General features: G+C 60.3%; 7 protein-coding genes. All 7 read right to left on the reverse strand.

Annotation, left to right across the window (positions count from 1 at the left end):
• Positions 1–161: 161 nt before the first annotated feature.
• The 7 genes from AC1RS8_RS03600 to AC1RS8_RS03630 all read right to left on the reverse strand — a co-directional run bounded on the left by AC1RS8_RS03600 (position 162) and on the right by AC1RS8_RS03630 (position 13,065).
• Positions 162–4,745 carry a hypothetical protein gene (locus tag AC1RS8_RS03600; RefSeq protein ID WP_489339474.1) on the reverse strand — a complete coding sequence of 1,528 codons (4,584 nt, stop codon included), beginning with the start codon at positions 4,743–4,745 and terminating at the stop codon, positions 162–164.
• Positions 4,746–4,902: 157 nt separating this feature from the next.
• Positions 4,903–6,003, reverse strand: a complete 1,101-nt coding sequence (locus tag AC1RS8_RS03605) for a polyamine ABC transporter substrate-binding protein (RefSeq protein ID WP_090452201.1) — start codon at positions 6,001–6,003, stop codon at positions 4,903–4,905.
• A 15-nt stretch (positions 6,004–6,018) separates the two neighbouring features.
• A complete protein-coding gene (locus AC1RS8_RS03610; RefSeq protein WP_489339473.1) occupies positions 6,019–7,047 on the reverse strand; it encodes a histone deacetylase family protein in 1,029 nt (342 codons plus the stop codon).
• Between the two features lie 269 nt (positions 7,048–7,316).
• Positions 7,317–8,309, reverse strand: a complete 993-nt coding sequence (locus tag AC1RS8_RS03615; RefSeq protein WP_090452197.1) for an AraC family transcriptional regulator — start codon at positions 8,307–8,309, stop codon at positions 7,317–7,319.
• A gap of 174 nt (positions 8,310–8,483) precedes the next feature.
• On the reverse strand, positions 8,484–9,488 hold the full coding sequence (locus AC1RS8_RS03620; protein ID WP_429521710.1) for an asparaginase: 1,005 nt from the start codon (positions 9,486–9,488) through the stop codon (positions 8,484–8,486).
• Between the two features lie 167 nt (positions 9,489–9,655).
• Complete coding sequence (locus AC1RS8_RS03625) at positions 9,656–11,107, reverse strand: alanine/glycine:cation symporter family protein (RefSeq protein WP_090452195.1); 1,452 nt, start codon at positions 11,105–11,107, stop codon at positions 9,656–9,658.
• A 533-nt stretch (positions 11,108–11,640) separates the two neighbouring features.
• Positions 11,641–13,065 (reverse strand): aspartate ammonia-lyase, encoded by a 1,425-nt coding sequence (locus tag AC1RS8_RS03630; protein WP_034152112.1) that lies wholly within the window; start codon positions 13,063–13,065, stop codon positions 11,641–11,643.
• Between the last annotated feature and the right edge of the window lie 137 nt (positions 13,066–13,202).

The following is a 13,202-nucleotide window of genomic DNA, read 5'->3' on the forward strand; positions in this document are numbered from 1 at the left end:
TGCAGCGCCTTCAGCGCTTGGCGCAGTAGAAGGGCGGCGACGCTATCGACAGTGGGACCCCTGCTGGTCTGGTAATTCACTTGGCTCTTTTTTAGCAAGCCGGGGGTTTGGGTATTCTCTGGGTGGTCTGTCATCGTCATTTTCCTTTTTGACGTGGCGGCTTACGAAAAGAACAGCGAGCCCGCCAGTTGCGGGCTGATCGCACTGCGATAAATGGCGATCACCTGGCTGCTGGAGGCGGAATTAAGGTCGCCCCTTCCGGCCATCATCCGTTGATCACGCAGTTTCAAATGGGCGGCGGTAAACGCCTCGACGGGCGTGTCGGGGCCGGTGTAGTGAAAATGGGCGTACCACAACGGTTGCCCGGTGCCTCGCTCGCGAACTTCGTATTCCTGCAGGTAATCCTTGCGCGGGCCTTTGAGTCGGCGTCGATCACCACTGCGCACGATATCGATTTCATTTTTGCTCGATAGCCATTCGATGCGGGCGGCCGTGGGCGGCTGTTGCTTGATCATCTGGACGCGAATCCGGTAGCCCTCGGCGTACAGTCGAACACGCGCCGCGTTCAAGTCCGCACCCAGTGCTGTCGCAGCGTCGGTCGTATTCGAAGCGGTCAGGGTTTGCTCGAGTGTCTTCGCGCTTTTGTCGAGCTGTTCGGCTTTGTGCTGGAACAACTCTTCGATTTCCACCGGGATGCGGCCGGGTTTTTTTGCACTCGCTTCGGTTTTCTGGATGAAGCTTTCCACGCCATCGAGCAGCTCCTGACCTTGAGTGATTTGTGTGGCGAGGTCCGGTAGTTGTACCGCTGGGCGGCGACGTCTGGGTTGCACGCGCTCAATCCAGACGCCGGGTGTTTTTTCGTGAAAGGTGGCGATCACTTTGCCGGTCAAGGGCGATTTCACATCCAGCAGGACCGGCTCTCCCGATGCCGAGGGACGCACTTCGCCCACAACCGTACCCTTGAAGCGTGTCTTGACCACTCGTTTACGCGATGCCGATGCGGGCTTTGACGGACCGGGCCGGGGTTCTACCGGCCGTTGTTCGCGCAGCAGTTGCGCCAGATTGGCTTCGGTGTCCTGCTGGAATTCACTGATCCGTGTACGTACGTGTTTGAACGGTTGCTCCAGAACCGCGTCCTTGTGGGTGAGGCTGAAGTCTTCAAAGGCCTGGTCGATAGCGGCAAACTGTTCGAGCATGCCGTTGAGGCCTTCGATACGTTCGCCTGCCGCCCAGGCACTGTTTTGCAGCATCAGTTCTTGCGAGGTCTGTATGACCAGGTTGGTGGTATCGAGCAAGCGCTCGAATGCGCCCCGGGCGTCGATCAGCGCGGCACTGTTTCCTTCTTTCAAGCAGACGTCGCGAGCCAGCGAAACCTGGAGCGCCTTGAGATCGTTAACACTGAAAGCGGGCAGTTTTGCCCGGTAGGTACTGGCCACTTCAGCAGCATTTCTACCGAGTCGACTCAAGTCATGGAGCCGCGATTGGGCAAACTCTATTTTGCCGATCACACCCTCGGTCAGGTCGACCATTTTCCGGTAGGTTGCAGAATTACCGGTCCCGCCTGTCGTTTCCTCGGCATCGAGCAGCGCCAGGGTTTCCCTCAAGGTCTGCGTAAACGTTGCATTGTGCTGATCGAGCCACGTCTGGTTGAAGAACAATTGAGTGCCGAGCATCTCGACCATGGCGGTTCGGTAGTTGGGCACCGTTTCGAGCAGGTTCAGCGACTTCAACTGCTCGATAGGGGCGGCGTATTCTTGGGTACGGCGCTCGAGCTTCTCGAGGAACTGCGTTTGCGCGGCCGACAGTGCTTCGTCACCGACTGATTTTTTCATGGCGTTGTGGGCGTCCGTCAGCTCTGTACGTGCCCGCTCGCGTTCATTGTCAAACTCGGCCAGTTGCTTCTTGAGTTCGGCGATGCGTGCACGGTTTTGTTGCTTCAGTGCCTTGCGTCGGCTCGACAGACCGCCGCCGCGCAGGCGCAGGCGCGTGTCGACGAACCAGTCACCGCGTTGGTTGCTGATCAGTGCCGGACCGCTGCGCACGGGCTGCTGTCGAGAGTCGATGATCGACACTTCGCCCGTGTCCTCGACGGCCACCTCGAACCAGCGCTCGCCCACCGGCGCATAAAAGCTCTTTTCTTTTCGGTAGAGGTGGCGATAGACGCCGTTGCCACTATCGGGCGGTGTGAGCTGTTCGGGTGGAGTGACCTTGAACTGATCCAGGGTTTTTGTCAGGTCCAGGGCCGCATCGGTTGCCACTGTCTGGCGATGTTGCGCAGGAGGGGGCTCGCTGACGATGTCGGGCAATTGCACGACGGTCACAGGTTGCCGGGCCGGTTTTTCCTGTTGCTCGATCGCTTTTGCAATGGGCTTTTCCTGGACCCTGCGCGCAGGCGGATTACGCGTACTGGCGTGATGGGCAAGCACCATGGCCAGGGTCAGCAACAGGTCGGTCATGGCGGATTTTTGCTGCTGATAGTCGCCACTGTCGGCAGCATCGAGGGTTTGCTGCAAGTCATCCAGCACTTGCCAGATCCAGGCGGCCGTCCCGACGGTTCGACCAAGAAAGGGCAGCGCCGCATTGAGCAGCGTCCAGGCTGTACGCTTGAAAGTCGCCCAGCGATTTTGCGCGTTGGACAGCGATTGCCGTTGCGCCAGTTCGACCAGCGCATTGACGTTGGCCTTGTACAGGACGGCCAGGTAATTGCCGCTGAGAACCCGCGAGCCGAGGGAAATCGGGCCGCTCATTTGCAGGGAGGTCAGCGGGTCGCCCAGCAGTTGAGAAATGCTCCAGACCGAAGGTCGGTCACCGGTGAACACATAGTTGGCATAGTTGGCGCGGGCACCGTCCGGCAGCCAGGCGAGTACGGACTGGCGCAACGTCGGCGAGTGTTTGATGGTGTAGACCAGGTTGGCCGGCGTTGGATACTGGCTCAGCGGTTGTTCAAGCATTGGCCGGTAAAGCAGGCAAGGCCCCTTGTCCATCTGGCGGGGCCCGATCACGAACATGTTGGTCACTTCATCGGTGGCGCCACCGATGCGCCAGCCGGGCGCGAATGCCAGTGGGCGAATCACGATCTCCTGGCCATCCACCCAGCGATTGGCGTCGAGCACTTGCACCACGGCGGCGACATAGCGGTAACCGGTCTCGTCGATGCCGTGCTGCTTGCGAATCTTCAGCTGTAAGGCCAGCAGCGGTAACTCGACGCGCAAATGGCTGGTGAACAGGTTCTGACGCCGCAGGCTGTCCACGGGTTCGGCGAGCAGCTTGCTTTTGATCAGCGCCGGGTAGTGCTGGCCGATGTCGACGCGTGTAATCAGCTCCTCCAGATAGCTCACCGTCATCCACTGCGGCAGCGCGGCGGCGCTGGAACTGCGTACGAATTTGTTGCCTTGCGGCAGGGCAATCAGGTTTTGCAGCGCCAGGTCGACCAGGCTCAGGGTGGTGCGCTCAGGGTCCACCGTTGGCACAAAGCTGCCCCAGACCACCACGCTGTCGACCACGATTTCGATGTCCGCCAGGTTCAGATGTGCGGCATCGGCATGTTGCGCGAGCATGGCTTCGCGCAGTCGATCCAGCGCAAATTCGCGGATCGGTTTGAGCCCGTCCAGAAAGGACTTCCCGGCGTTCTGATTGCGCACCGTCACCAGATCCATCAGATGACGGCTGTAAGCGGTGAGATCGGTGGATGACGCATCGGCCATCCAGTCTGGCAGCGATTGCTCGACCTGATTGAATCGCGAGGATGACTGTTTGTCCGTCGGGTCGAGCTCGTTGGTCGTACGGCTGACGTGGGGCGCCAGGTCCGGGTTTGCCGCCGCGGGTTCGTTGGCCAGCGCACCGATTGCATCGGCCTGCAGGGCTATCAGGTTGCACGCCAGGCGGTCGAAATAATTGCCCGGCGGTTCGATCAGGCGCCAATGCAGGACATTTCCCGGTACTTGCCCATCGGTGTCCGCCAGCAACGACGCGCCCAGTTCCTGCAAGGAGTCAAACGCCTGGAAGCCACGGGTGATGGTGTGAGTGAGAACCAGAGTACGGCTACCCAGCGTCCCGATCAGTACTGCCGTGTCGACGATGTTAATGTGCGTCGAAGCCGCGCCGCTTTGGCCGTCCAGGTCAATCAGGCAGGCGCGTGACTGATAAGGGTCATGCGCACGACGTGCGTTTTTGTCCGGGTAGGCGAAAAGCTTGCCGGCCATGGCGTGCTGGTCGCTGTCCCAGTCCGGGTTGGCTTCGATGTTCCATAGGTCGCGCAAGGATTTGGACAGTGCCTGCCAGCGTGGAGCCGATGCGCGGGTGAACTGGTTCCAGTAATCGACTTGTTGCTCTTGAAACGCGACAAACAGCAGTGGCGCCAACTCATTGAGCAGGCGCCCAATGGCATCGATGCTGACGGGCAGTTGCGCCGGTGTCTGCACCTGGGGTTGCAACGTTAGGTAGTGCTCGCCGTCGAGGTAGACCACGGGCGTTCGCGCTACGCCATGGCGCACCAGTGCGTCTGTCAGCGACTCGAAGCGCCTTGACCCAGGCTCGACACTGCCATTGTGCAAGATCCAGGTCGGCGTCACCACCATGGCCAGGCGGGGATCGATTTGCAAATTCGGGTACAGCGCTTTCAGGGCTGGTTGCAGCGCATGTGTGGCGACTTCCCTGATCGAGGGGCCGGTTACCAATTGGGTGAGAAGGGCATCTTGATCAGAGGGGAGGCTGGTTTCAGACGAAGGGCTGGAGGTACTTGTCATGGTCACATCCTTTGTGAGGGTAGCAGGCACCGTGGAAGGTTCGGTGCGCGGTCCATTGCAAAGTAGCGACGGGTATAGCGGCGTTGGCGGTAAATAAATATCGCGGGCAAAAAAAAGACCTGCGCAAGCGCAGGTCAGGATAAACCCGCGTCGGTTATCAGGTGCCCGACTTGATCTTGGTCCAGGCCCGGGTCCGCGCGCGCTCGGCATCGCGCGGCAGCGGTTGCAGGGTGTAGAGCGTACCCATCGCCGCATCGGTCGGGTACAGGTTCGGGTTGTTGCGGATCGCCGGGTCGACCAGCTCCGTGGCGTCCTTGTTCGGGTTCGGGTAACCGACAAAGTCACTGACCGGTGCAATCACCTGCGGCTGTAGCAGGTAGTTGATGAAGGTGTAGGCGTCTTCGGGGTTTTTCGCCCCCTTCGGAATCGCCAGCATGTCGAACCAGATCGGCGCGCCTTCCTTCGGCAAACGCATGTCGACGACCACCCCATTCTTGGCTTCCTTGGCGCGATTGGCGGCTTGCGAGAAGCTGCCGGAATAGCCGACTGCGACACAGATGTCACCGTTGGCAATGTCAGCCATGTACTTGGACGAGTGGAAGTAGGTGATGTACGGACGGATCTTCATCAGCAGTGCTTCAGCCTTGTCATAGTCCGCAGGCTTCTTGCTGTTGGGGTCCAGGCCGAGGTGTTGCAGGGCCAGCGGCAGGATCTCCGAGGGCGAGTCGAGCAGGGCGACACCGCACTGCTTGAGCTTGCTGATGTTCTCTTCCTTGAAGATCAGGTCCCAGCTGTCTACCGGCGCATCGGCGCCCAGGGCTGCCTTGACCTTGTCCGGGTTGAAGCCGATCAGGATGGTCCCGTACATGTACGGCACGGCAAATTTGTTGCTCGGGTCGTTGGCTTCGATCAGCTTCATCAGCTTGGGATCGAGGTGGTTCCAGTTCGGCAGCTTGCTGCGGTCCAGGGGCTGGAATACGCCGGCTTCGATTTGCTTGGCGAGGAACACGTTGGACGGCACCACCACGTCGTAGCCGGAGTTGCCGGTCAGCAGCTTGGCTTCCAGTGCTTCGTTGGTGTCGAAGATGTCGTAGACCAGTTTGGTCTGGGCGTTCTGAGCCTTGAAGTCTTCCAGGGCCTTGGGGGTGATGTAGTCGAACCAGTTGTAGACGCGCAGGGTTCGCTCTTCAGCGTGGGCGGCGCCACTGAGCACCGTGGCGCACAGCGCTGGAAAAATAAAACGCTTAAGACTTTTCATTCTTCTACTTCCTCATCAAGCGCTTTCAAAACCTTCGAGAACGTTCACGGCATTGATGCCGATTTCTTCCACGGCATAGCCGCCTTCCATGACGAACAGCGTGGGTTTGCCGAGCGCCGCGATGCGCTTGCCCATGGCCAGGTAATCCGGGCTGTCGAGTTTGAATTGCGAGATCGGATCATCCTTGAAGGTATCGACGCCAAGGGACACCACGACGATGTCGGCGCCGTAGCTTTCGATCTCTTTGCAGGCTTGTTCCAGCGCTGCGCTCCAGGTATCCCAGCCTGAACCGGCGGCCAACGGGTAGTTGAAGTTGAAGCCTTCACCGGCGCCTTCGCCCAGTTCGTCTTCATAGCCTAGGAAGAACGGGAACTCGGCTTCCGGGTGACCGTGGATCGAGGTGAACAGCACATCGCTTCGCTCGTAGAAAATCGACTGGGTGCCGTTGCCGTGGTGGTAATCGACGTCGAGGATCGCGACTTTTTTGTGGCCCTGATCGAGGAACGCCTGGGCCGCGATGGCGGCGTTGTTGAGGTAGCAATAACCACCCATCAAATCGCTGGCGGCGTGGTGTCCCGGTGGACGGCACAGGGCGAAAGCAGAACGGGCGCCGCGCTGGATTTCAGCTTGGGCGGTGAGCGCGACTTGTGCTGCGCTGTACGCCGCTTGCCAGGTGCCGGCGGTGATCGGGGCGCCGCCGTCGAAGCTGTAATAGCCGAGTTGGCCGTGCAGGCTGGTCGGTTTGATCGGGCGCAAGGTGCGTGCAGGCCAGGTGTAGGGCAGCAGGTCACCGTCGGTGTTGAACTCGGTCCAGCGTGCCCAGGCACCTTTGAAGAAGTCGAGGTAGTCGCGGCTGTGAATGCGCGCGATGGGCTCAAGACCGAAATCCTTTGGCGCTTCGACTGGGCCAAGGTTTTGGTTCTGCACGCGTTGCAGCACATGATCGGCGCGCGATGGCATCTCGAAGCACGGCTTGAGCTGGCCGTCGATGAGTTCGCAGCGGCCATGGTGCAGGTGGTGATCGTCAGAGTAGATCGTCAGCATTTGTTGTTCTCCGCAGGGCTGATTCGGTTGCCCCCAGTGTTGCGGCGCACGGCGAATCGGAGAACGGCAGGAAAGGCCAAAAGGGGATCGATACGGCCAAAACATTTGACCGAAATTCGCCCCTTGATAATGCGGAGCTCTCGCGGCCGCCTTCGCGAGCAAGCTCGCTCCCACAGGTGAGCCTCAGTGCCCGCGATTTTTTTGTAAGACGCATACCCCTTGTGGGAGCGAGCTTGCTCGCGATGGCGGCAGATCGGTCACTACAGCCCTCAGGGCCGGAACTGACTCGGCGCCACACCACTCCAGCGCACAAAGGCATGGCGAAAACTCGCGGTCTCGCTGAAGCCCAACGCTTCGGCAATCTGATAGATCGGCAATTGATCCTCGCAAAGCATTTGCTTGGCCTGCTCGAAGCGCAGTTCGTCGAGCAGCTCCTGGTAGCTGCAACCCATGTCCTTGAGATGCCGGCGCAAGGTCCGCGCCGAACAGTTCATTTGCTCGGCCAGCCCCTCCAGCCCGGGCGCAGCATTCAGTTGCGCGCTGAGCAATTGGCGGATCCGCCCGAGCCAGGCCTGGCGCCCGGTGAACTCGATGTTCTGTTTGCGACAACGTTCGGCCATGGCCTGATGGGTGATCACATCGGCCAGCGGCAACGGCTGGTCGAGCCAGCGCTTGTCAAAGGCGAAGGCATTGTTGCGCGCGCCGAAGTGCACAGGGCAATCGAAGTGTTCGGCGTAGCTTGTCTCGTAGTCGGGCGCGGCATGTTCGAAGCGTGCGCCGAGCAAGGGCAAAGGATGGCCGAGCAGGTCGTCGCAGGTGACTTTCAGCGACACCAGGCAGAACTCGGCGTTGAACACCGCCATGGTCGGGCTCTCGCGGTAATCGGCGGCGGCGAACCAGATGCGTTCTCCATCGTCTTCAAGGCTCAGTTCGAAAAGTGTTCCCAGCAGCGCCGGATAACGCATCGCCAGACGCAAAGCGTCACCGAAGGTGGCACTGGTGAGCAAGGCGTAACCGAGCATGCCGTAGCAGGAGACGTGCATCCGCCGGCCCAGTTCCAGGCCGATGTCACGCTTGAGCGCGACAGCGTTGGCGCAGACCTGCATTTCCTGATTGGTGGTGATGCGCGTGTCGGCACGGTTCAGATCCGCCGCACTGATGCCGCTTCCGGCCAGCAGTGCTTCGCTGGACAAGCCTTGTGCCTTGAAGGCATCGAGTACCAGGGAGACGGCATTGAGGGTGGTGAGGTGGGAGTGGAGCATAAGGACTTCCAGCCTTGGGATAGCTGGAACACAGCAAGTTATATGCCGAGCGCTGGAAACTGTAGGAGCGAGCCCGCTCGCGAAAAGCCTGAGAGCGCCGCGGGGTGTCAGGCTCCCGGCGTTATCGTTAACGACCATCGCGAGCGAGCTCGCTCCTACACGTGGTGTGGTGTGTCAGCTCAATTCGCCGCAGAGGTCGAGTTCAACGAGACGGCGAACCTCGGCAGCTTCGAGTCCGGCTCCCAGCAAGCCATGCAACTTGCCAAACGCCGCCTCACGGGTCATGCCGCCACCGGACAGCACGCCAACGCCACGCAGGCGGCTGCCTGCCTCATACACATCGAGCTTCACGCCACCTTCATGGCATTGGGTAACGGCAACCACCACCACGCCGTTGTCCCGTGCACGGCCGAGGCTGGCGAGGAACTCTGGATTGTCGCTCGGCCCGGTGCCACTGCCGTAGCACTCCAGCACCAGACCTTGAATGCCGCTGTCGAGCAAACCATCCAGCACCTCGGCGCTAATGCCGGGAAACAGCGGCAATACCGCGACCTTCGCCAATTGCTTCGGCTGGTTGTAGTTCAGTTGTGCCGGAATCGAGGCCGCTTTCACACCGCCGCCCTGACGCACCAGTCGCTTGAAGGGATGACGGCCAAAACTGCGCACCTTGGCGCAACGGGTCGGGTCCAGCAGTTCGCCATGGAAGTACAGATGCACGCCCGGCGCCAGGCCCTGGCCCAGCGCAACCAGCGCGCCGCCGAGGTTTTCCCAGGCGTCGCTGTCAGTTACACCTGCCGGCAGCATCGAGCCGGTGAAGCACACGCGGGCATGCAGGCCGAGCAACTGGAAACTCATCGCGGCCGCGCTGTAGGCCAGGGTGTCGGTGCCATGCAGGATCAGCACGCTGTCGCAGCCCTGAACATCCACCGCATCGACCACCGCTTCACGCAACTGCTGCCAGTACGTCGGGGTCATGTTGGCACTGTCGATCAGCGGCGACATTTCACGGAAACGCCATTGCGGTACCACTAGCTCAGGCTGGCTGTGCAGATAGTCACGCATCCGCGCTTCGAAGCCGGACGCCGGGGCCAGGCCGTTGGCGCTGGCCTGCATACCGATGGTGCCGCCGGTGTAAAGCACCATGACGTGCTGAGCGGCGGGGTAGGTCGACGAATTCATGAAGATTCTCCGAAAGGAAGAGTTCCTGTGGGAGCGAGCTTGCTCGCGATAGCGGTATGTCAGACATCGCTCTATTGACTGACAGTGCGCCATCGCGAGCAAGCTCGCTCCCACAGTTTTTCGAACTTTAACTGACGGGCGCACGCGATGCGCCCGTCATTCACCTGTCAGCGTTGCGCTGCGGGTACGCCTTGCGGCTCAACTTCAGTCTTGCCGACAGCGGCAGGCGGGTTGGCCGGCCACGCCTGGCGATCCAGATCCAGATCCGGGAACTTGGCGGAGTCGAACACCGGAGTCTTGATCCCGGCGGCGCGTTGGTCATCGTAGTCACGCAGGATGCGCATGCCGACCTTGAACAGCAGGAAGAGCGCGATCAGGTTGACGAACGCGAGCATGGTCATGGTGATGTCGGCGAAAGCGAACACGGTGCCGAGGTTTTCGATGGCTCCCCAGAAAATCAGCACCAGTACCAGCGCGCGATAGCCCATCAGCGCTTTGCGGTTTTCACCGATCAAAAAGCGCAGGTTGTTCTCACCCAGGTAGTAGTTGTAGAGGATCGAGGTGAACACGAACAACGCCAGGGCTACGGAGATGAACATCCGGCCCCAGTCACCGACCACGGCGGCCAGCGAGTTCTGGGTCAGGGCAATGCCGTCGCCTTCGAAGCCAGGGGTGTAGAAACCGGAGAGCAGAATCAGCAACGCGGTGCAGGTGCAGATCACGAAGGTATCGAGGAACACGCTGAACGCCTGGACCACGCCTTGCGCCACCGGGTGTTCGACCGCTGCAACCGCCGCCACGTTAGGTGCACTGCCCAGACCTGCTTCGTTGGCGAACACGCCACGCTTCACGCCCATGATAATGGCGCTGCCGATCAGGCCACCGAAAGCCTGGTCCAGACCGAAGGCGCTCTTGACGATGGTCATCAGCATGTCCGGCACCTGGTCGAACTGCAGCACGATCACGTAGATGGTCACGCCGATGTACGCCAGGGTTTTCACCGGCACCAACAGGTCGGCGACCTTGGCGATGCGCTTGATCCCGCCGATGAACACCAGGCCCAGCAGTACGGCCAGGCCGATGCCGGTGTAAGTGGTGTCGAGGCCGAACGCGTTGTTCAGCGAGTGCGTCACAGCGTGAGCTTGCAGGCCGTTGAAGGCGAAGCCGAACGTCACCAGCAACAGGAACGCCATCAGCATGCCCAACCAGCGTTTTTGCAAACCGTGCTGGATGTAATAGGACGGGCCACCGCGGAACTGGCCTTCGGAATCGCAGCGCTTGTAGAGCTGGCCGAGGGAGCATTCGAAGAAGCTGCTGGACATGCCGACCAGCGCGGTCACCCACATCCAGAACACCGCACCTGGGCCACCGAGGGTCACGGCAATGCCGACACCGGCGATGTTGCCCGCACCGACGCGGCCGGCGAGGCTGAGCATCAGGGCCTGGAACGAGCTCAGTTGCCCGGCGCTGCTTTTGAGGCTGTCGCGGAACACCGCGAACATATGGAAGAAGTGACGCAATTGAACGAAACGCGAGCGGATCGTGAAGTAGCTACCGAGCCCGACAATGAGCACGATCAGTACTTTCCCTGAGAGGAAGTCGTTAATGACTTCGAGCATGGATTATTCCTCGCTGTTTTTTGTGTAGGCAACAATGCTGGCCGGACAGACACATCGAGTTACACCCCTTGGCGCACGGCACAATGGGCGGTACGAAGTTCGTCCCGGTTTCATATCGCGGGTTTGTTATTAGTTCGGGTTTCGCATGGGTTGTGGCCTCGCTACCGACGACCGCTCATGCGAAGAGGGGCGGCACTATACCGATGACAGTGCCGTCCGTCTGCACGGTTGTGGTGCATGCGGTGAAACGAAGCCTTTGAAACACCTGACATTTTTGCTGTCAGGCTATGTGGGAACTGCTCTTGGTGGGAGCGGGCTTGCTCGCGAAAGCGGTGTATCAGATACGTCATTGTTGAATGTGTCGCCGCCTTCGCGAGCAAGCCCGCTCCCACATTGGTCAGTTCCCAGACATACGGTTTTCACTGGCAAATGGTTAAAAAAAAGGGCCTGGGGACTAGATCCCCAAGCCCTCAAAAGGTGAGAGGTGTCTAGTCCCTCGACCTGGTGAGCGGTGCTACAAGTAACGCGTCGGGTTATGCCTTCAGAGGCACCAGACGCGGCGCAATCATGTTTTCCGGGCGCAGGATGTCGGCGAGCATGGCTTCGTCGAGCAGACCTTCTTCGCGCACCAGTTCCAGCACGCCACGGCCGCTTTCGAGGGCGAGGCCGGCGATACGGGTGGCATTTTTGTAGCCGATGTACGGGTTCAGCGCGGTGACCAGGCCGATCGAGTGCTCGACCAGTTCACGGCAGCGTGCTTCGTTGGCGGTGATGCCGACGATGCAGTGCTCGCGCAGCATGTCCATGGCACGTTGCAGCAGGCGGATCGAGTCGAAGATCTTGAAGGCGATCAGCGGCTCCATCACGTTCAGCTGCAGTTGGCCGCCTTCGGCTGCCATGGTCAGTGCCAAGTCGTTACCGATGACCTGGAACGCTACCTGGTTCACAGCTTCCGGGATGACCGGGTTGACCTTGCCAGGCATGATCGAGCTGCCTGGCTGACGCGCCGGCAGGTTGATTTCGTTGATGCCGGTGCGTGGGCCGCTGGACAGCAGGCGCAGGTCGTTACAGATCTTCGACAGCTTGACCGCGGTGCGCTTGAGCATGCCGGAGAACAGCACGAAGGCGCCCATGTCGGAAGTCGCTTCGATCAGGTCGGCCGCTGGCACCAGCGGTTGACCGCTGATCAGTGCCAGGCGCTGTACCGCCAGTGCTTGATAACGTGGGTCGGCGTTGATGCCGGTACCGATCGCGGTGCCACCCAGGTTCACTTCAGTCAGCAGTTCCGGGGCCAGCGTCTTCAGACGGGCCAGGTCTTCGCCCATGGTGGTGGCGAAGGCACGGAATTCCTGGCCGAGGGTCATTGGCACGGCGTCTTGCAGTTGAGTACGGCCCATTTTCAGGACGTGATCGAATTCTTTGCCCTTGGCCGCAAACGCCTGAATCAGGCTGTCGAGGCTGGCCAGCAGGGTGTCGTGACCGAGCAGCAGACCCAGGCGGATCGCCGTTGGGTAAGCGTCGTTGGTCGACTGCGCCATGTTGACGTCGTCGTTCGGGTGCAGGTACTGGTACTCGCCTTTCTGGTGGCCCATTGCTTCCAGAGCAACGTTGGCGATCACTTCGTTGGCGTTCATGTTGGTGGAGGTACCGGCGCCACCTTGAATCATGTCGACCACGAACTCTTCGTGGAAATCACCGCGGATCAATCGGGCACAGGCTTCGCTGATGGCGGCGTGCTTGGCTTCGCTCAGGTGACCCAACTCACGGTTGGCGTCAGCAGCGGCCTGTTTAACCATGGCCAGACCGACAACCAGTTTCGGGTAGTGCGAAATCGGAACGCCCGAAAGGCGGAAGTTATTCACCGCTCGCAGGGTCTGGATACCGTAATACGCTTGAGCCGGTACTTCGAGGGCGCCAAGCAGGTCATTTTCTGTGCGGAATGATGCAGCGGAGGACATGATAGAAATCATCTCAATATGGACCCGGTCTGTGCCGGAACGCTGTGAATGCTAGGCTTGTGTAGAATTTTGGGCCAATGCTGTTAAGCACTAGCCTATGCACATTCGGCATAATGCCCGTGTGACGCCGGCTTGAC

The organism is Pseudomonas sp. GW821-FHT12A04 (assembly GCF_058807755.1).